Annotated in this window: 21 protein-coding genes; 13 read left to right on the top strand and 8 right to left on the bottom strand. The window is 72.7% G+C overall.

The features are described 5' to 3' along the window. The first annotated feature begins 19 nt into the window (after window positions 1–19). From KU893_RS13040 to KU893_RS13020, 5 genes are all read left to right on the top strand, one after another. Window positions 20–1,096 (top strand): ABC transporter ATP-binding protein, encoded by a 1,077-nt coding sequence (locus tag KU893_RS13040; RefSeq protein WP_218234796.1) that lies wholly within the window; start codon window positions 20–22, stop codon window positions 1,094–1,096. Between the two features lie 63 nt (window positions 1,097–1,159). Then, window positions 1,160–2,341: an extracellular solute-binding protein gene (locus tag KU893_RS13035; protein WP_218234795.1), complete on the top strand. Its 1,182-nt coding sequence runs from the start codon at window positions 1,160–1,162 to the stop codon at window positions 2,339–2,341. 2 nt (window positions 2,342–2,343) lie between these two features. Beyond that, entirely contained in the window at window positions 2,344–3,258 is a 915-nt protein-coding gene (locus tag KU893_RS13030) for an ABC transporter permease (RefSeq protein ID WP_246592562.1), read from the top strand. Between the two features lie 13 nt (window positions 3,259–3,271). Beyond that, on the top strand, window positions 3,272–4,072 hold the full coding sequence (locus tag KU893_RS13025; RefSeq protein WP_218234794.1) for an ABC transporter permease: 801 nt from the start codon (window positions 3,272–3,274) through the stop codon (window positions 4,070–4,072). Between the two features lie 61 nt (window positions 4,073–4,133). Next, window positions 4,134–5,477, top strand: a complete 1,344-nt coding sequence (locus KU893_RS13020) for an NAD-dependent succinate-semialdehyde dehydrogenase (RefSeq protein ID WP_218234793.1) — start codon at window positions 4,134–4,136, stop codon at window positions 5,475–5,477. 50 nt (window positions 5,478–5,527) lie between these two features. On the opposite strand, the gene KU893_RS13015 is transcribed toward KU893_RS13020, so the two are convergent. Together KU893_RS13015 and KU893_RS13010 are read right to left on the bottom strand one after the other, a co-directional pair. Beyond that, window positions 5,528–5,806 carry a hypothetical protein gene (locus KU893_RS13015; protein WP_218234792.1) on the bottom strand — a complete coding sequence of 93 codons (279 nt, stop codon included), beginning with the start codon at window positions 5,804–5,806 and terminating at the stop codon, window positions 5,528–5,530. 31 nt (window positions 5,807–5,837) lie between these two features. Next, a complete protein-coding gene (locus KU893_RS13010) occupies window positions 5,838–6,227 on the bottom strand; it encodes a VOC family protein (RefSeq protein ID WP_218234791.1) in 390 nt (129 codons plus the stop codon). Between the two features lie 51 nt (window positions 6,228–6,278). Here KU893_RS13010 and KU893_RS13005 point away from each other — a divergent pair, with 51 nt between their 5' ends. Beyond that, complete coding sequence (locus KU893_RS13005) at window positions 6,279–7,121, top strand: helix-turn-helix domain-containing protein (protein WP_218234790.1); 843 nt, start codon at window positions 6,279–6,281, stop codon at window positions 7,119–7,121. A 182-nt stretch (window positions 7,122–7,303) separates the two neighbouring features. Here KU893_RS13005 and KU893_RS13000 read toward each other — a convergent pair whose 3' ends face one another. After that, entirely contained in the window at window positions 7,304–7,780 is a 477-nt protein-coding gene (locus tag KU893_RS13000; RefSeq protein ID WP_218234789.1) for a GNAT family N-acetyltransferase, read from the bottom strand. Continuing rightward, on the bottom strand, window positions 7,768–8,376 hold the full coding sequence (locus tag KU893_RS12995; RefSeq protein ID WP_218234788.1) for a TetR/AcrR family transcriptional regulator: 609 nt from the start codon (window positions 8,374–8,376) through the stop codon (window positions 7,768–7,770). The genes KU893_RS13000 and KU893_RS12995 overlap by 13 nt, the downstream gene beginning before the upstream one ends. Before the next feature lie 63 nt (window positions 8,377–8,439). Between KU893_RS12995 and KU893_RS12990 the strand changes: the two genes are divergently transcribed. The 7 genes from KU893_RS12990 (at window position 8,440) to KU893_RS12960 (ending at window position 14,764) form a co-directional block, all read left to right on the top strand. Further along, complete coding sequence (locus KU893_RS12990; protein ID WP_218234787.1) at window positions 8,440–9,504, top strand: oxygenase MpaB family protein; 1,065 nt, start codon at window positions 8,440–8,442, stop codon at window positions 9,502–9,504. Between the two features lie 177 nt (window positions 9,505–9,681). Beyond that, window positions 9,682–10,779: an ABC transporter permease gene (locus KU893_RS12985; RefSeq protein ID WP_246592597.1), complete on the top strand. Its 1,098-nt coding sequence runs from the start codon at window positions 9,682–9,684 to the stop codon at window positions 10,777–10,779. 32 nt (window positions 10,780–10,811) lie between these two features. Continuing rightward, window positions 10,812–11,492, top strand: a complete 681-nt coding sequence (locus KU893_RS12980; protein WP_218234785.1) for an ABC transporter ATP-binding protein — start codon at window positions 10,812–10,814, stop codon at window positions 11,490–11,492. 67 nt (window positions 11,493–11,559) lie between these two features. Further along, the gene (locus tag KU893_RS12975; RefSeq protein WP_218234784.1) at window positions 11,560–12,153 is read left to right on the top strand and encodes a TetR/AcrR family transcriptional regulator; all 594 of its coding nucleotides are present in this window, start codon (window positions 11,560–11,562) and stop codon (window positions 12,151–12,153) included. Between the two features lie 203 nt (window positions 12,154–12,356). Then, complete coding sequence (locus tag KU893_RS12970) at window positions 12,357–13,574, top strand: NAD(P)/FAD-dependent oxidoreductase (RefSeq protein ID WP_218234783.1); 1,218 nt, start codon at window positions 12,357–12,359, stop codon at window positions 13,572–13,574. A 151-nt stretch (window positions 13,575–13,725) separates the two neighbouring features. After that, the gene (locus KU893_RS12965) at window positions 13,726–14,022 is read left to right on the top strand and encodes a DUF1905 domain-containing protein (RefSeq protein ID WP_218234782.1); all 297 of its coding nucleotides are present in this window, start codon (window positions 13,726–13,728) and stop codon (window positions 14,020–14,022) included. Window positions 14,023–14,029: 7 nt separating this feature from the next. Continuing rightward, a complete protein-coding gene (locus KU893_RS12960) occupies window positions 14,030–14,764 on the top strand; it encodes a DUF4184 family protein (protein ID WP_218234781.1) in 735 nt (244 codons plus the stop codon). Here the strand turns inward: KU893_RS12960 and KU893_RS12955 are convergent. The 4 genes from KU893_RS12955 to kdpC form a co-directional block, all read right to left on the bottom strand. Next, a complete protein-coding gene (locus tag KU893_RS12955) occupies window positions 14,742–15,215 on the bottom strand; it encodes an acyl-CoA thioesterase (RefSeq protein WP_218234780.1) in 474 nt (157 codons plus the stop codon). The two genes, KU893_RS12960 and KU893_RS12955, sit on opposite strands and share 23 nt — an antisense overlap. A gap of 286 nt (window positions 15,216–15,501) precedes the next feature. After that, window positions 15,502–16,179 (bottom strand): response regulator, encoded by a 678-nt coding sequence (locus tag KU893_RS12950; protein ID WP_218234779.1) that lies wholly within the window; start codon window positions 16,177–16,179, stop codon window positions 15,502–15,504. Continuing rightward, on the bottom strand, window positions 16,176–18,713 hold the full coding sequence (locus KU893_RS12945; RefSeq protein ID WP_218234778.1) for a sensor histidine kinase: 2,538 nt from the start codon (window positions 18,711–18,713) through the stop codon (window positions 16,176–16,178). The genes KU893_RS12950 and KU893_RS12945 overlap by 4 nt, the downstream gene beginning before the upstream one ends. A gap of 4 nt (window positions 18,714–18,717) precedes the next feature. Beyond that, on the bottom strand, window positions 18,718–19,320 hold the full coding sequence (gene kdpC / locus KU893_RS12940) for a potassium-transporting ATPase subunit KdpC (protein WP_218234777.1): 603 nt from the start codon (window positions 19,318–19,320) through the stop codon (window positions 18,718–18,720). Window positions 19,321–19,327 lie beyond the last annotated feature (7 nt).

Here is a 19,327-nt window from a genome sequence, read left to right as displayed (position 1 = left end):
GTGACGAAAGGCACATCCGATGTCTCTCTCGACCAGCGCTCCCGCGCAGGCCGCCGTCGTCGACCGCGCCCCCGCGATCTCGATCCGGGGGCTGCGCAAGACCTACGGCGACGTCGTCGCCGTGGACCACGTCGACCTCGACATCGCCGACGGCGAGTTCTTCTCGATGCTCGGCCCGTCCGGTTCGGGCAAGACCACGGTGCTGCGGCTGATCGCCGGCTTCGAGCAGGCGACGGCGGGCAGCGTCACCCTCGGTGGCGTCGACGTGACCCGCGCGGCACCCTTCGAGCGCGACGTGCACACCGTGTTCCAGGACTACGCCCTCTTCCCGCACATGAGCGTGCTCGACAACGTGGGCTACGGCCTGCGGGTGCGCGGGATGAAGAAGGCCGAGCGGCGCGAGCGCGCCCAGCAGGCCCTCGACACCGTCCGGCTCGGCCACCTCGGCGCCCGCCGTCCGGCGCAGCTCTCCGGCGGCCAGCGGCAGCGGGTCGCGCTGGCGCGCGCGATCGTGCTCCAGCCGCGGGTGCTCCTGCTCGACGAGCCGCTCGGCGCCCTCGACCTCAAGCTGCGCGAGCAGATGCAGGTCGAGCTCAAGCAGCTCCAGCGCGAGCTCGGCATCACCTTCGTGTTCGTGACCCACGACCAGGAGGAGGCGCTCACGCTCAGCGACCGGATCGCCGTCTTCGACGCCGGCAGCATCCAGCAGCTCGGCACCCCGCGGGAGATCTACGAGAACCCGACGTCGGCGTACGTCGCCGGGTTCGTCGGCACCACCAACCTGTTCGACGCCGCCACCTCCCAGCGACTCCTGGGCGTCGCCGCCGAGCACGCCGTACGGCCCGAGCGGCTGCGGCTCTCGCCCGGGACCGACACCGAGCCCGCGCGTCCCGACGAGGTGCGGCTGGACGCGGTCGTCGTCGAGACGATCTACCTCGGCACCGGCAACCGGGTGCACCTGCGCACCTCCGACGGCGTCGAGCTGGTCGCGCTCGAGCAGTCCACCGGCTCGCTCGACACCCGCGAGCACCGCGGCGACGACGTCACCGTCCGGTTCGCGCGCGCCGACGTCGTCCCGTTGACCAGCGGCTCCTGACCCGCCCCGCACCACCCCGTGCTCCCGCCCCATCTGCAAACCAACGAGAAAGCGGAGAACCCGATGAAGAACACCCTCCGGAGAGGCCGTGTGGCCGCAGCCTGCCTGACCCTGCTGTCGGTCTCCGTGCTCAGCGCCTGCGGCAGCAGCGACGACGACAAGAAGACCGAGGCCGTCGAGAAGCTCGGCAAGACCGAGGGCAAGGTCTCGATCCTGGCCTGGCCCGGCTACGTCGAGGACGGCAGCAACGACCCGGCCGTCGACTGGGTCTCCGCCTTCGAGAAGGACACCGGCTGCGAGGTGACCAGCAAGAGCTACGGCACCTCCGACGAGGCGTTCAACCTCGCCAAGTCCGGCGAGTACGACGTCATCGCCGCGTCCGGCGACCTGTCGCTGCGCCTGGTGGCCTCGAAGGAGGCCCAGGCGATCAACACCGACCTGGTCCCCAACTACGCCAACGTCTACGACTTCCTCAAGAACACCGAGTGGAACACCGTCGACGGCAAGAACTACGGCGTCCCGCACGGCTACGGCGCCAACCTCCTCATGTTCAACAAGAAGAACTTCGCCGAGGCGCCCACCTCGTGGAGCGCGGTCTTCGACAAGGCGCAGCTGGAGAAGAACAAGGGCAAGGTGACGGCGTACGACTCGCCGATCTACATCGCCGACGCCGCGCTGTACCTGATGAAGACCCAGCCCGAGCTGAAGATCGAGAACCCCTACGCGCTCGACCAGGACCAGCTCGACGCCGCCGTCGCACTGCTCAAGGAGCAGCGCAAGTACGTCGGCGAGTACTGGTCGGACTACCTCAAGGAGATCCAGGCCTTCGAGACCGGGGACTCCGTCGTCGGCACCACCTGGCAGGTCATCAAGAACAACATCAAGAACAAGGACGTCGACGTCACGCTGCCCACCGAGGGCGCCACGGCGTGGAACGACACCTGGATGCTGTCCTCGCAGGCGAAGAACCCCAACTGCGCCTACAAGTGGATGGACTACATCCTCTCGCCCGAGGCCAACGCCCAGGCGACCGAGTACTTCGGCGAGGCGCCCAACAGCCCCGAGGCCTGCACCAAGACGGCCGACCCGAAGCACTGCGACACCTTCCACGCCGGTGACCAGGAGTACGCCAAGCAGCTGTGGTTCTGGCGCACCCCGGTCAAGGACTGCCTCGACGGGCGCACCGACGTCGAGTGCACCGACTACGCCCAGTGGACCGAGGCGTGGACGGAGATCAAGGGCTGATCATGTCCGCCACGTCCGCTGACACCCGGCCCGGCCGGACCACCGACCCCGCACTGCGGGGCCCGGTGGCCCGGCCGGGGTCCCGGCTGCTGCACCGCATGGTGTGGCTCCGGCTCACGCTCCTGCTCTCCGCGCCGCTCGCCTGGATGCTCCTGGTGTACGTCGTCGCGCTGGCGGCGCTGCTGATCACCTCGTTGTGGTCGGTGGACAGCCTGACCAGCGAGATCGACCGGACGTGGACCCTCGACAACTTCCGCACGCTCCTCGAGAACGACGTCTACCGCAAGGTCACCGTGCGCACCCTCGGGGTGGCGGTCGCGGTGACGCTGATCGACGTCGCCATCGCCCTGCCGATCGCCTTCTACATGGCGAAGGTCGCCTCGCCGCGGGTGCGCCGGATGCTGGTGGTCGCGGTGCTCACCCCGCTGTGGGCCAGCTACCTGGTGAAGGTGTTCTCGTGGCGGGTGGTGCTCTCCGAGGGCGGCCTGGCCGACTGGACCGGCCTGGGCTCGCCCGGCTACGGCCTCACCGCCGTGGTCATCACGCAGGCCTACATCTGGCTGCCCTACGTGATCCTGCCGATCTTCGCCTCGCTCGAGCGGGTCCCGGACTCGCTGCTCGAGGCGGCCGGTGACCTCGGTGCACCGAGCGGCTTCGTCCTGCGCACCGTCGTGTTCCCGCTGCTCGTCCCCGGCATCGTGGCCGGCGCGATCTTCAGCTTCTCGCTGACGATGGGCGACTACATCACCGTCAACATCGTCGGCGGCGCCAACCAGATGCTCGGCAACCTCGTCTACATCAACGCCGGCGCGGCCAACAACCTCCCGCTGGCCGCGGCGATCGCGATGATCCCGATCGTGGTGATGCTGGTCCTGCTGACCGCGATCCGTCGTACCGGCGCCCTGGACAACCTGTGATGGAGATCCTGCGATGACCCTCAGCCCGCTCGCCCGGCGAGTCCTGGCCGGCCTCACGTTCGGTGTCCTGGCGCTGATCTACCTGCCGCTGCTCGTCGTCGTCGCCAACTCGGTCAACCCGAGCCAGTCGATGACCTGGCCGCCGGACGGCCTCACCTTCGAGTGGTGGCGGCGGGCCGCCCACAGCGAGGGTGCCCGCGAGGCGCTGGTGACCAGCCTCCAGGTGGCGGCCGTCGCCACCGCGCTGGCGCTGCTGCTCGGCACCCTGCTCGCGCTCGCCCTGCAGCGCTACTCGTTCTTCGGCAAGAACGCGGTCAACCTGCTGGTGATCCTGCCGATCGCGCTGCCCGGTGTGGTCACCGGCATCGCGCTGAACAACGGGTTCAAGGGCATCTTGGGCGTGGACCTGGCGCTGTGGACCATCGTCGTGGCACACGCGACCTTCTGCATCGTCACCGTGTTCAACAACGTCCAGGCCCGCCTGCGACGGATGGGGACCAGCCTCGAGGAGGCCTCCGCCGACCTCGGCGCGGGGGTGCTCACGACCTTCCGGCTGGTGACCCTCCCGCAGCTGCGCTCGGCGCTTCTCGCCGGTGGCATGCTTGCCTTCGCACTGAGCTTCGACGAGATCATCGTCACCACGTTCACGGCCGGCAACGGCGCGACCACCCTGCCCATCTGGATCCTGAACAACATGTTCCGCCCGAACCAGGCGCCGGTGGTCAACGTGGTCGCGGTCGTGCTGATCGTCTTCTCGATCATCCCCGTCTGGCTCGCACAGCGACTGTCCTCGGACGTCGAAGGAGTCCGTTGATCCACCCCACCCGGCGCACCGAACCGGCGCACCGACCGATCATCCGAAGGAGCCCCACCCCATGACCGAGTACGCCGTCCGCAACCCCGCGACCGGAGAGCTGGTCGAGACCTTCCCGACCGCCACCGACGCCGACATCGCCGCCGCGATCGACGCGGCGTCCGCGGCGTACACCTCCTGGGGGCGCACCACCAGCGTCGCCGAGCGGGCCGCGCTGATCCGCCGGGTCGCCGAGCTGCACCGTGAGCGGACCGCCGAGCTGGCCGCCGCGATGGTCGAGGAGATGGGCAAGCCGCTCTCCGACGCCGAGGGCGAGGTCGACTTCTCCGCCTCGATCTACGAGTTCTACGCCGACAACGCCGAGCGCTTCCTCGCCGACGAGCCGATCGAGCTCGGCGAGGGCGAGGGCACCGCGGTGGTCCGCAAGATGCCGGTCGGCGTCCTGCTCGGCATCATGCCGTGGAACTTCCCCGTCTACCAGATCGCCCGGTTCGCCGGCCCGAACCTGGTCACCGGCAACACGATCCTGCTCAAGCACGCGCCGCAGTGCCCGCGCTCGGCCGCGCTGCAGGAGCAGATCTTCCGCGACGCCGGGTTCCCCGAGGGCGCCTACGTCAACATCTACGCCACCAACGAGCAGGTCGCCGACATCATCGCCGACCCGCGCGTCCAGGGCGTCTCGCTCACCGGCTCCGAGCGCGCCGGTGCGGCGGTGGCCGAGATCGCCGGGCGGAACCTGAAGAAGGTCGTCCTCGAGCTCGGCGGCTCGGACCCGTTCATCGTGCTGTCCACCGACGACCTCGACGCCACCGTCGAGGCGGCGGTGTTCGCGCGGATGGACAACGCCGGCCAGGTCTGCAACGGCGGCAAGCGGTTCATCGTCGTCGACAGCCTGTACGACGACTTCGTCTCCCGCTTCACCGAGAAGCTCCTCGAGGCCTCCGGTGGCTCCCCGCTGTCCTCGGTCACGGCCGCGGACAACCTCGCCAAGCAGGTCGACGAGGCCGTCGCCGGCGGCGCGATCCTGGCCACCGCCGGCGAGCGCGACGGCGCCTTCTACCCCAGCGGCGTGCTGTCGGGCATCACGACCGACAACCCGGCGTACCGCCAGGAGCTGTTCGGGCCGGTCGCGATGGTGTTCCGCGCGAGCGACGAGGACGACGCGGTGCGGATCGCCAACGACACGCCGTACGGCCTCGGCTCCTACGTCTTCTCCACCGACGCGGCCCAGGCGCAGCGCGTCGCCGACCAGATCGAGGCCGGCATGGTCTTCGTCAACGGCGTCGGGCTCGACGCGGCCGAGCTGCCCTTCGGCGGCGTGAAGCGCTCCGGCTTCGGCCGCGAGCTGAGCCGCTACGGCATGGAGGAGTTCGTCAACAAGAAGCTCATCCGCACCGTCGGCTGACGCAATCGCTGGGTGAGGTGCGAGGAGCGCGAGCGACGCGCCTCGAGACCTCAGGCGCTGCCACGCACCTGGCGGATGGGCTCCGTATCCGGCGGATACACAGCCCGTTCGTCAGGTGCGTCGGCGTACCGGGCCGCGAGCAGGTCGACCAGGCCCGGCACGTCCTCCAACGCGAGCTGGAAGGTGCCGGTGCAGACGTTGTCGCGCCACAGCGAGAGGACGACGACCTCGGCCTCGGCGTGCCAACTGACCCGCATCGCGCGGCCGTCCCCGCGGGCGTCGAGGTAGGCCGCACCCGCGCTCGGGAGGGGCTGGTGGACCCGGCGCATGCCCCATCATGCGCCGGGGTGCGCTGCGTTGTCAGCCCTCCTGCGGCGGGCAGAGGCAGAACGGGTGGCCGTCCGGGTCGAGCATGACCCGCCAGGCGCCGCCCACCTCGGCCGCCGGCTGGGTGTCGGCGACGCTCGCGCCGAGCGACTCGGCGTGCGCGGTGGCCGCCTCGAGGTCGGGCACCCGGAAGTCGAGGTGGAACTGCTGCGGGTGCGCCTGGCCCGGCCACTGCGGACGGGCGAAGTCCTGCACCGTCTGGAAGTTGAGGGTCGCGCCGAGGACGGAGGCGGAGGCGTACCCGTACTCCGGGTAGTCGCCGGTCACCTCGCCGCCGGTCAGGTCGGCGTAGAAGCGGGCCAGCGCGGCGGCGTCGGCCGAGTCGATGGTGAACGCGATGAGCTCGGTCACGGGAGAGGTCATGTCCCCACCGTGCCCCTGGCCACCGACAGTGGTCTTGAAAGAATCCGACACATGCGCTGGACGCCCGACGGACCGCTCGACGTGGTCGAGCCCGCCCAGCTGCGCGACGTCCGCGGGTACAGCCCCTCGCTGCGCCGCTACGCCCCGCCGCCGGCGCTCGCCGACGCGGTACGCCGGTTCTGGGTGCCGGTGTGGTCCCTGCCGCCGGGGCAGACCTCGGTGCAGCGGGTGCTGCAGTACCCCGTGTGCCAGGTCGTCGTCGGCCCGGACGGCGGGCAGCTGGTCGGTCCGCACGCCGGGCTGAGCACCGAGGAGCTCGCCGGTTCCGGGTGGGCCGTCGGCGTGATGATGCAGCCGGCCGCCGGACTCGCGCTGGTCGGTGGTCCGGTGGTGGAGCTGACCAACCAGCGGCGAGCACTGGCCGCGGTCCCCGGCCTGGACGCCGCTGGCCTGGTCGCGGCGGTCGTGGCCGCCCTCGGGGACGATCCCGCCGAGGTCGCCCGGCAGCAGGAGGCGTGTGCGCTGGTCGCCGAGGCGCTCGCCGTCCTGGTGCCGGTGGACGACGAGGGGCGGCTGGTCAACGCGATCGTGGAGCACGTCGAGGGCGACCGCGAGGTGCAGCGGGTCTCCCAGGTCTGCGCGAAGTTCGACATCGGCGAGCGGGCGCTGCAGCGGCTGACCCGGCGCCGGATCGGGCTCTCGCCCAAGTGGCTGGTGCAGCGCCGCCGGCTGCAGGACGCGGCCGACCTGCTGCGCGCCGGTGAGCGCGTCGACCTGGCGCGGGTCGCCGCCGAGCTGGGGTACGCCGACCAGGCGCACCTGACCCGCGACTTCCGGACCGTCACCGGCCTGACGCCGGGGGAGTTCAGCGCGGAGCCGTCCGGTCGAGGGTGAGGTCGAGCCGGGGGAGGACCCCCGCGGGGGCGGCCGCTGCCACCGGAAGTAACACGCTGTCCGCGCAACTAGCTGTCGCGATTCAGCAGAATCGGCCCGGAGTTCGGCGACTTTCGGCTGACAACCGTCGGGAAGTCGGGTGGACAGCGTGTTACAGCGGGGGTGACCTCAGCCCGGCGGGCTCACGTCAGCTCGCGCAGGTAGCAGAGCATCCGGTAGTCCGCGCCGGGCTGGATGTTCGTGAACCCGTGCCGCTCGTAGAACCGCCGGGTGTCGACGTCGACCTCGTCGACGTTGATGTGCACCTCGATCCCGCCGCGCTGCTCGACCTCGGCGACGGCCCGGGTGAGCAGGGCGGTGCCGATGCCCCGGTCGCGCAGCGGCGGGACCACGTACAGCTCCTCGAGCTGGGCCAGGGGCCCGTCGCCGTACGGCGTGGGGCGCAAGGTGAGGTAGCCGAACCCGGTCGCGTCGCCGCTCGCCGGGTCCTCGGCGAGCACGACGAGCACGTCCGGGCGCGCCAGCAGGGCGGTGAAGCGGTCGCCGAGGTCGGCGGCGCTCGGCGTCGGGGTGTCGTACTCGGTGTTGAAGTCGAAGAGGAGGCCGCCGACGACGAACGCGTCGGCGGGGGTCGCGAGCCGTACCGTCACGGGATCCATGCCCCGATCATGGCGCGTGCCGCCGCGGTGAGGCGTTCGGCGCTGAACTGCTCCGGCTCGGCGAGCACCAGCTGGCCGAAGTGGTCGAGGAGCGCGAGGACGGCGTGGGCGAGCACCTCGGCGTCCGCGCCCGGCAGGACCGCGGCGACCATCATCTGGAGGGTGCCGCGGACCCGGGTGCGGTCGCCCTCGATCCGCTCGCGCACGACGTCCGGGACGTTGGCCGGCGAGCGCAGGATCGCCCGCCAGGTGACCGGGTCGGCGAGCACCATCGCGTGCAGCGCCGGCACCGCGCGCTCGACGATCCCGAGCGGCGTGCTGGCGAGCGCGGTGAGTGGGAGGGCGCCGTACAGCTGGGTGATCGCGCGCTGCTGCTGTCGGTCGAGCAGCGCCGTGAGCAGCGGCCCGAGGCCGTCGAAGGCGCCGTACACGACCGGGCGGGTGACGCCGACCTCGCGGGCGATGGCGTCGATCGAGACGCCGTCGTACCCGTCGCGGTCGATGATCGTCAGCGCGGCGTCGAGGAGCTGCTCGCGGCGCTCGGCCATCGGCACACGGGGCGCGTACGGGCGTCGCTTGCGGGCCGGCGCGGACATGGTGCCCACCTTAGGGCGACCGGACCCTTCCATTTACTACGCATGTGTAGCATTCTCTCCTGCATGGCGACCACGAAGCGCTCCGGCGCGATCACCCCCGCCGACGACCACGGCTTCTTCGGTCCCGGTTCGGTGACCTGGAAGGTCTGGAGCTACCCCACGTCGTTGACCATCGGCTTCAGCCGGGCGGTCGTCGTCGAGGAGCTCGACCCGGCCCTGGTGGCCTCGGTCGACCGCACCCAGGACATCTACCGACGCCCGCAAACCCGCTACGACCGCACCATCCACTACTTCGCGCTGGTCGCGTTCGGGGGGAGCCGGGCGGCCGCGCACGCTGCCGACGTGCTGGTCAAGGTGCACAGCAAGGCAATCGGCACCGAGCCCTACAGCGGCGCGCGCTACGACGCCAACGACCCCGACTCGCAGCTGTGGATCCTCGTCACCGGGTGGCACTCGGTGCTCAAGGCCTACGAGATGTACGGGCCCGGCCGGCTGTCCGAGGCCGAGGAGGCGCAGTACTGGGAGGAGTGCGCCCGGGCCGCCGAGCTGCAGACCTGCTCGCCCGACGACGTCCCGCGCTCGCGAGCCGAGCTGCACGCGTACTACGAGCGGATGCGCCCGGTCATGTCCGGCTCGCCCATCGCGCAGCGGGCGATGAAGCACCTGATGGACCTCGACCAGCTCGTCGGCGACCTCCCGCCGGTGCTGCGTCCGGCGCAGTGGGTGGTCGGCCGGTTCTTCCGCGCGGGCGTGATCGCCACCCTGCCGCACTGGATGCGGGAGATGGGCGACGTGACCCAGCCGCCGGCCCTGGATCTCCTGGCGCGGCCGGTCCTGCGCTCGACCTTCGCGGTGCTGGCGACCAACAAGCGGCTCCAGCTGCGGCTCCTCGCCCTGCTCTCGCCCAGCACGGTGCCGGTTGCCGCGCCGGTCCTGCTCGGCGTACCACCGGTGAGCCCCGAGGTGCTCACGCCGACCCAGGCGCAGGCGCGCTACGGGTACGACCGCCCGGCCGAGGCGCACCTGGCCTGGCGCGCGAAGCAGCACGAGAAGGTGTTCGGCCGCGGCGAGGCGCCCAGCGACGCCGGCCTGGTCGAGTCCGAGGCGGTGCTGGGCCGCCTGGCCTGAGACCGCCCGGTCATCGTCGCCCGGTCATCGTCGCCGGGTCCGTCGCCGGAGGTCCGTGACCGCCCTGTCTGGGGGAGGGCCGTCACGGTCGTCACGAGGTCGCGCCGGGCTCCCTTGTTTGCCGACATCTCGTCGATATGATGTCGACAAGGTGTCGTCAAACAGGGAGTGGTGGAGATGTACCTCGCGCTGAGGGAGCTGCGGGTCGCCCGGGGGCGATTCGTCCTGGTCGGGGCGGTGATCGCCCTCGTGGCGATGCTGACGACCATGTTGTCCGGGCTGGCCAACGGCCTGGTCGACGACGGCATCTCCGGCCTGCGCCGGCTGCCGATGACGCACCTCGCCTTCCAGCACGGTGCCGAGGAGACGTTCAGCCGATCGACGCTCAACGACCGCGACCTCGAGCGCTGGTCCGGCGTCGAGGGCGTCGAGGCGTCCCCGCTCGGGGTGTCCTTCGTGAACGCCCGGACCGAGAGCGGGAAGACGGTCGACGTCGCGCTGTTCGGCGTACCGGCCGGCTCCTTCCTCGCCCCGCGCCACGACGCCGAGGAGGCCCTCGCCGGACCGCCGGGGCTCGTGCTGAGCCACGAGTTCGAGGAGCAGGGCATCGAGGTCGGTGACCGGCTGACCATCGTCGGTGTCGACGAGGAGGTGCCGGTCCTCGGGTTCACCTACGCCGGCTCGTACGGGCACGTCGACATCGCCTTCACCAGCCTCGAGACCTGGCAGTCGCTGCTCTACGGCGACAACGCCCGCGGCCGCTTCTCCGCGATCGCGCTCCAGGGCGACCCCGACACCGTCGCCGCCGCGGCCGAGCGGATCGACGCCGCCGACGGCACCGCGACCGTCACCAAGCAGGAGGCGTACGCCGGCTCGCCGGGGTACGCCGGCGAGACCCAGACCATGTCGATGATCCAGTGGTTCCTGCTCGTCATCTCCGCGCTCATCGTCGGCGCCTTCTTCGTGGTGTGGACGATGCAACGCGCCCGCCAGATCGCGGTGCTCAAGGCGCTCGGCGCCTCCCGCGGCTACGTCGCCCGCGACGCGGTCGGCCAGCTGGTCGTCGTGCTCCTCCTGGCCACCGCGCTGGGCGGCCTGGTCGCCTTCGGCGCCGGGGCGCTGGTCGGCAACACCGCCGTGCCGTTCCGGCTCGCCGCCGCCCCGGCCCTCACCGCCCTCGGCCTCCTGGTCGTCGCCGGCCTGCTCGGCTGCCTCGCCGGCATCCGCAAGGTGGTCTCGGTCGATCCCGCCATGGCCCTGCGCAGCGCCGACTGACCTCTCGCCGAACCCGAACCAGGAGAACCCTCATGTCCCTCCGCCTGGAGAACATCACCGTCGCCGTCCCGGACGGCACGACCCGCCGCGTCCTCCTCGACCGGCTCGACCTCGGGGTGCAGCCCGGTGAGACGGTCGCCGTCACCGGGGCGTCCGGCTCCGGCAAGTCCACGCTCGTCGCCGTCGCCGGGCTGCTCCGTGCGCCCGACGAGGGCCGGGTCCTGCTCGGCGGCACCGACGCCACCGCGCTCAACGACCGCGGCCGGGTCCGGCTGCGCCGCGACCAGGTCGGCATCGTGTTCCAGTCGCCCAACCTGCTGCCCGCGCTCACCGCGCGCGAGCAGGTCGAGGTGGTCGCCCACATCGCCGGCGCGCTCGACGCGACCGCCCGCGCCCGGGCGGTGGACCTGCTCGAGCGGGTCGGCCTGGCCGACCGCCTCGACGCCCGGCCCGCCGAGCTCTCCGGTGGCGAGCGCCAGCGGGTCGGCATCGCCCGCGCGCTGATGAACGAGCCGACCGTCGTGCTCGCCGACGAGCCGACCGCGTCGCTCGACCCGGAGCGGGGACAGGCCGTCCTCGACCTGCTGCTCGACGAGGCCCGGCGGGTCGGCGCCGCTACCGTGGTGGTCACCCACGACCCCGACCAGGCCGCCCGCGCGGACCGCCACCTGCACCTCAGCAGGGGCACGATCCAGGCGGGCAGCAGGGCCTGACCGACGACCCGGGCAGCCGCCCGGGCGACCCCGATGCCACTCGAGCCGACCTCACGGGAGGAGCCCCATGCCGCGGATCACCGGCGCCAGCATCGCCGAGCACGTCGCCGCGCAGGAGGCGGCCGTGGTCGCCGCGGCGCAACGGCTCTTCGCCGAGCGCGGCGTCGCGGCGGTCTCGCTGGGCGACATCGCCGCCGAGGTCGGGCTGCGCCGGACGTCGCTCTACCGCTACTTCCCGACCAAGGGGCACATCCTCCAGGTCTGGTTCGACCGGGAGATGGACCCGCTCCTCGCCCGCTCGCAGGAGGTCGTCGACGAGCTCGGCCCGACGGTCGAGGCGCTGCGCGCCTGGCTCGACGTGCAGCTCGACTTCGTCGCCGACGAGGCGCACGGCGCCCTCGTCGACGCGAGCGCGGGAGCGTCCGACCTGTCGCCGGAGATCCTCGAGCACTTCGGCCAGCGCCACCGCGAGCTCTACGCGACCCTCGGCGGCATCCTCCGGACCGGCGGCGCCCGCACGCCGGAGGAGGTCCGGGTCCGCGCCCTGCTGGTGGCCGGCCTGGTCCGCTCGTCGGCCGACCTCGTGGCGGGGGGCGTCCCGACGGCCGTCGTACGCGAGGAGCTGCACCGGGCCGCGACGGCGGTGGCCGGGCTCGACTGATCGTGGCCGGCCGGTGGCCGGCCGGATCGGTCCGGTGTGGAGTTGTCAGGACGCCATCGGCACCGCCTCCTCCCCCGTGGGGGTGCCGCCTCGTCGCTCAGCCATGGGAGGAGTGTGTGCGCAGGGTCCGACGGTTGACAGGCGCCCTCCTCCTCGTTCTCCATAGAAGGCGTGACGGCTGTGGAGAAGGGGTGGGATCGGCGATGAACGTCGTGGTGATCGGCGGCGGGCTGGCGGCCGCCAACGCGGCCGCGGAGCTGCGCGAGCAGGGCCACGGCGGTGACATCGTCGTCGTGGGCGGCGAGCCGCGCCTGCCGTACGAGCGTCCTCCGCTCTCCAAGGGCCTCCTGCTCGGCTCGGCGGAGCCGGAGGACGCGTTGGTCCACCCCCGGGAGTGGTACGACGAGCACCAGGTCGACGTCCGTGTGGGGACCCTCGCGACGGGGATCGACCTCGACCGGCGCCGGGTGCGGCTCGGGTCGGAGGAGCTGCCCTACGACCGGCTGCTGATCGCCACGGGGGCGACCCCGCGCCACCTGCCGCCGGCGGACGCCTCCGGCGCGCCGGTGCTCCACCTGCGCACCCTCGACGACGCGATCGCGCTGCGCGAGCAGCTGACCGAGGGCGCCCGGATCGCGATCATCGGCGCCGGCTGGATCGGCCTCGAGGTCGCCTCGGCCGCCCGCCAGCGCGGCGCGTCGGTGACCGTCCTCGAGTCCGCGCCGCTGCCCCTGCAGCGGGTCCTCGGCGACCAGCTCGCGACCGTGTTCGCCGACCTGCACCGCGAGCACGGCGTCGACCTGCGCCTCGGCGCCCAGGTCTCCGGCGTCGAGCACGACCACGGCAAGGTCGTCCTCCACGCCGAGGGATCCGACCCGGTCGTCGCCGACCTGCTCCTCGTCGCCGTCGGCGTCTCGCCCACCGACGAGCTCGCCGCGCGAGCCGGACTCGCGGTCGACAACGGCATCCTCGTCGACGCCCGGCTGCGCACCCCGGACCCGCACGTCTTCGCCGCCGGCGACGTCGCCAACCACGACCACCCCGTGCTCGGCACCCACGTCCGCGTCGAGCACTGGGACACCGCGATCCAGCACGGCCGCCACGCCGCCCGGGTGATGCTCGGCAGCGACGAGCCGTACACGCGGCTGCCGTACTTCTTCACCGACCAGTACGACCTCGGGATGGAGTACGTCGGCCACGTCGCCGGCGGCACCGGGTACGACGACCTGGTGGTCCGCGGCGACCTGGCCGCCCGGCAGGCGAGCGTGCTGTGGCTGCGGGAGGACCGGGTGGTCGCCGGCCTGCACCTCAACGACTGGGACGCGATCGGTCCGCTGCGGGCAGTGGTCGGCCAGCCGGTCACCGACGCCGTGCGGGATCCGTCGGTGCCGCTCGCCGACCTCGTCGACGGTGAGGGGTGACGAGCGCCGGCGCGGAGCCGGGTGGCGAGAGACGGTGATGCCCCCGACGGACTGCCGACCGCACCCCATGCGTTCTGGTCGTCCGCTCGCTTGATTCCGCGCCAAAGCGCATGGGGTGCGGGGCATGGCGGAGGCCGACTACGGTTCCTGGATGCCCTTCGTCTTCCGCGGCGCCGTCCTCGAGTGGCGCGGCCCCGCGCCGTTCCACTTCCTCGAGGTCCCGGTGGAGACCAGCGACGACATCAAGGAGGCGGCGCGCGGCCAGGAGTACTGGGGGCAGGTCGCGGTCGACGTCCGGATCGGCGAGACCGACTTCCGCACGGCGCTGTTCCCCAAGGACGGGCGCTATCTGGTGCCGCTCAAGGTCGCCGTACGCCGCGCCGAGGGGATCGAGGTCGGACAGCAGCTCACCGCGACCCTCGACCTCGCGTCGAGGGACCGGGGCTAGGGACGCCGTGCCCGTCACCCTCGCCCACCCGGCAGCCGTCCTGCCCCTGCGCGGTCTCGGACTGCCGCTCTCGGCCCTGGTCATCGGGTCGATGACGCCGGACCTGCCGGTGCTGGCGCAGACCTGGGGGCTCTACACCTTCAGCCACAGCCTCGCCGGCATCGTCACGCTCGACCTCGCGCTGAGCGTGGTCCTGCTGGCCTTCTGGGACCGCTGGGGCCGGGACGCCCTCGTCGACACCGCGCCCGCCGCCGTCCGCGACCGGCTCCCCGCCCACGCCCGGATCGGGCGTCGCGGCTGGCTGCTCGCCCCGCTGGCCGCCGTCGTCGGCTCGACCACCCACACGCTGTGGGACGCGTTCACCCACCAGGGCCGCTGGGGCGCACGGCACGTCGCCTGGCTGCGGGACACCCACGGCGCGCTGCCCGGCCAGCAGTGGGCGCAGTTCGCCTCCGGCATCCTCGGCCTGCTCGTCGTCGGGTGGGCGATCGTCCACCACGTGCGCCGCTCGCCGCGCAGCGGACCGCGGCCTCGGCGCCTGCCCGCCGCCACGCTGCCGGTCGGCTTCGGCGTCGCCACGGCGATCTCGCTGACCGGCGGCGTGCTCCACCTCGACGGCGGCTGGCACGACGCGGCCTTCCACGCCGCCGTGGCCGGGATCCTCGCGCTGGCGGCGCTGGTCGGCCTGCTCGGCCTGGCTTGGCGCATCGCCCCGCAGGTCAGTGACCGGGCCGGGGCCTGAGCGCCACCGCCGGACCGGTGTACGACGCGAGCGCAGCCCGCAGCGCGTCCGAGATCGGCCACGACGACCCCGCCGCGGTGTCCCAGAACACCGTGCTCGTCTCGGCGACGACCGCCGGCGGGTGGTCCGGTGCGACCCGCAGCTCGAGGGAGACCGCGAACGAGGAACGGCTGACGTGGCTGACCCAGATCCGCACCAGGAAGGGCTGGTAGGCCGCGAACCGCATCTCCGTGTGGTACTCGACGTGCTGGGAGCCGACCAGCTCGGTCACGCCCGGCGGCAGGTCGCGGAGCAGGCCGCGCGGCTCGTCCCCCTCCTCGAGGCGGCCGTGCCGGAAGAACATCAGCCGGGCCTCGTCGAGCACCCGGATCGCCTCGACGTTGTCGACGTGGCCGCCGAGGTTGATGTCGCGCAGCCGCGCCTGGATCTCGCACTCGAAGACCTTGCCCACGGACCGCATCCTCGCAGCAGGGGCTCACCCGCTCTCCCGGGCACCGGTGGTCGAGGTGTGAGGAGCGCCGGCGAGGAGCCTCGAGACCTTTGGGCGTGATGACGGCTGGGCGTCGGGGCGGGGTTCGAGGTCGGGCGGGTGGTTTCGAGGCTCGGCCGCGGGCGGCCTCGCACCTCAACCACCGGTGGGGCTCGGCCGCGGGCGGCCTCGCACCTCAACCACCGGTGGGGCTCGGCCGCGGGCGGCCTCGCACCTCAACCACCGGCAGCGCTCGACCACCGGCTGTTCACAGCTCGAAGCGGTAGCCCATCCCCGGCTCGTTGCGGATATGCACCGGCCGGGCCGGATCGGCCTCGAGCTTGCGGCGCAGCTGGGCGACGTAGAGCCGCAGGTTGCCGTTCGCGTTCTCGTACCCCGGTCCCCACACCTCGGTGAGCAGCTGGCGCTGGCTGAGCAGCCGGCCGGGGTTGCGCAGCAGCACTTCGAGCAGGTGCCACTCGGTCGGCGTCAGGCGGACCTCGTCGCCGTCGACGGTGACCCGGGTGGCGCCCAGGTCGACGGTGACCGCGCCGAAGGTGACGACGGGTGCGGCGTCGTCGGGGGGCGCCGTACGCCGCTCCATGACGCGCAGCCGGGCGAGCAGCTCGTCCATGCCGAACGGCTTGGTCACGTAGTCGTCGGCGCCGGCGTCGAGGGCCTCGACCTTGTCGGCGCTGTCGCTGCGGCCCGACAGCACGAGGATGGGCACGGCGGAACGCGCGCGCAGCCGGGTGATGACGTCGACGCCGTCGAGGTCGGGCAGGCCGAGGTCGAGGATGACCAGGTCGGGGGGCGCGAGGTCGGCGACCGCCACGGCCTCGGTGCCGTCGCCGGCCGTGGTGACCTCGTAGCCGCGTGCCCGGAGGTTGATCGACAGCGCCCGCACGATCTGCGGCTCGTCGTCGACGACCATGATCCGCGTCATCCCACCCGCTCCCTGATGCCGAGGTCGCCTCCGGTGGGCTCGCCGGCCGCGACGGGCAGCGAGATCACCATGGTCAGCCCGCCACCGGGCGTCTCCTCGGGCTCCAGTGTGCCGCCCATGGCATCGACCAGGCCGCGCGACAACGCCAGGCCGAGGCCGACCCCGGTGCTGTTGTCGTGGTCGCCGAGCCGTTGGAACGGCAGGAACACGCGCTCGTACTCCGCCGCCGGGATGCCGGGACCGGTGTCGACGACCCGGATCTCGACCCGGTCGAGCACGGCGCTGCCGGTCAGCAGCGGCGGCACGCCCTCAGGGGCGTACCGGTGCGCGTTGGTCAGCAGGTTGACCACGACCCGCTCCAGCAGCGCGGCGTCGACCAGCGCGGGCGGCAGGTCCTCGGCAACGTCGAGGCGCACCGGGCCGGCGATGCTGACGTCGTCGAGGGCGCCGGCGATCACGTCCTCGACGAGGGTGGGGGACAGGTGCACCGGCAGCGCGCCGGCCTGCAGCCGGCTCAGGTCGAGCAGGCTGTCGACCAGGCCGGCCAGGGTGTCGAGCGCGTCGTCGGCGGTGCGCAGCAGCTCGCGCCGGTCGTCGTCGGTGAGGGCGACGTCCTCGGCCCGCATTCCCGACACGACGGCCTTCGCGGCCGCGAGCGGGGTCCGCAGGTCGTGGCCGACCGCAGCCAGCAACGCCGTACGCACGGTGTTGGCCTCGGCCAGGGTGCCGGCCCGGGCTGCCTCCTCGGCGAGCCGGATCTGGTGCACCGCCTGGCTGGTCCGGGCCGCGAACGCCGCGGCCACGCGGGCGTCCTCGGGGGCGAGGCCGTGCCCGCGCAGAGCGAGAGAGGTGTCCGGGTCCGCGGGGACGACGGTGTCCGCCGCCTCGGGTGTCGTCGCCGGATCGGGTCCCGCCGCGCTCAGCAACCGCCAGTGCCGGTCGTCCTTCTCCAAGAACGCCACCGACTCCAGGGAGAGGCTCTCCCGGAACCGCTCCAGCAGCGCGGCGAGGTCGTGGCTGCCGGTGAGCGGGGTGGCAGCCAGGCTGGCGAGGACGTGGGACTCCGCGACCGCCCGCGCCGCCTGCCGGGTACGCCGGGCGGCCAGGTCGACCACGGAGCTCACCATCACCGCCACCAACAGGTAGACCCCGAGAGCGAGGGCGTTGTTGGTGCTCGCGATGGTCAGCGTGTGCACGGGCGCGGTGAAGAAGAAGTTGAGCAGGAAGGAGCCCAGCAGGGCGGCGACCACGGCCGGCCCGACGCCGCCGACGAGGGCGACCGCCACGACGAGAAGCAGGAACAGCAGCACGTCGCTCACCAGGTTGAGCGCGTGGTCGACGGGAAGCAGGGCCAGCGTGAGGAGCGCTGGTAGCAGCCCGGCCAGCGCGTAGCCGCGCACTCGGCGGCGCAGGCTGAGTGCGCCGCGGCCGACCGGCAGCCGCCGCCCCTGACCGGCGTGGGTGTGGGACACGATGTGCACGTCGATGTCGCCGGACGCACGGATGGTGCGGGCGCCGATCCCCGGCGGCAGGACGGACGCCGCCCACCGCGATCGCCGGCTGTCGCCGAGCACCAGCTGGGTGGCGTTCTCGGCGCGGGCGAAGGCGAGCAGGGTCTCGGGGACGTCGTCGCCGAGCAGCTGGTGGTAGCTGCCGCCGAGCGACTCGACCAGCTGGTGCTGGTGGGTGAGGTGCGTGGGGTCGGCCCCGGTCAGGCCGTCGGAGCGACTCACGTGGAGGGCCAGCAGGTCGCCGGTGCCCGAGCGGGCGGCGATCCGCGCGGCACGACGGATCAGCTGCTCGCCCTCGGGTCCGCCGGTGAGTGCGACCACGACCCGCTCGCGGGCCTCCCAGGTGCCGGTGATGTCGTGCCGGCGACGGTAGCCCTGCAGCGCGTCGTCGACCTTGTCGGCGACCCAGAGCAGCGCCAGCTCACGCAGCGCGGTGAGGTTGCCCTCGCGGAAGTAGTTGGAGAGCGCGGCGTCGATCTTGTCGGGCGCGTAGACGTTGCCGTGGGCCAGCCGGCGGCGCAGCGCCTCGGCCGACATGTCGACCAGCTCGACCTGGTCGGCCGCCCGGACCACGGCGTCCGGCACGGTCTCCTGCTGCCGGACGCCGGTGATCTTCTCGACGACGTCGTTGACCGACTCGAGGTGCTGCACGTTGACCGTGGAGATGACGTCGATGCCGGCGTCGAGGATCTCCTGCACGTCCTGCCACCGCTTGGCGTTGCGTGAGCCGGGCACGTTGGTGTGCGCCAGCTCGTCGACGAGCACCACCTTCGGCCGGCGCCGCAGCACCGCGTCCAGGTCCATCTCCTCGAGCTCGGTGCCGCGGTAGCGGCTGGTCCGACGAGGCACCAGCTCGAGCCCGTCGAGCATCGACGCGGTGTGGCTGCGGCCGTGGGCCTCGACATACCCGACGACCACGTCGGTGCCACGGTCGAGCCGTCGTCGACCCTCGCCGAGCATGGCGTAGGTCTTCCCGACGCCGGGGGCGGCGCCGAGGTAGACCCGCAGCCGACCTCGCTTCATGGGATCAGTCTTCCAGCCCGTCGAGAGCGAGGTTGAGCTCGAGCACGTTGACGCGCGGCTCGCCGAGGAAGCCCAGGGTGCGGCCCGTGGTGCTGTCCGCGACCAGGCTCCGGACCGTGGCGGGGGCGAGCTTGCGGGTGCGGGCGACCCGGGCGACCTGCTGCTCGGCGTACTCCGGGGAGATGTGGGGGTCCAGGCCGGACCCGCTCGCGAGGACCGCGTCGGGGGCGACCTCGGCCGGGTCGACCCCGTCGAAGGCGGCCACGTCGGCGATCCGCTGCCGGACGGTGGCGACCAGGTCGGGGTTCTCCGGCGAGAGGTTCGAGGCGCCGCTGGCGAGCGGGTCGTAGCCGTCGCCCGCCGCGGACGGACGGGACTGGAAGTACGACGCGTCCCCGGCGAACGACTGGCCGACCAGGGCCGAGCCGACGACGGTGCCGTCACGCTCGACGAGGGCACCGTCGGCGCGGTGCGGGACCACGACGCGGGCGAACCCGGTGAGCGCGAGCGGGTAGGCGAGGCCGAGCAGGACCGTCAGCACGCCGAGGAAGCGGGCGGCGGCGGCGAGCTGCGTGAGGCCGCCGCGCAGGGTGGAGGTGAGGGACATGGGATCG

This window comes from Nocardioides daeguensis (assembly GCF_019192965.1).
Classification (GTDB): Bacteria; Actinomycetota; Actinomycetes; order Propionibacteriales; family Nocardioidaceae; genus Nocardioides; species Nocardioides daeguensis.
The sequence above is the reverse complement of the archived record's forward strand: the minus strand, read 5'-3'. Positions and strand labels throughout refer to the sequence as shown.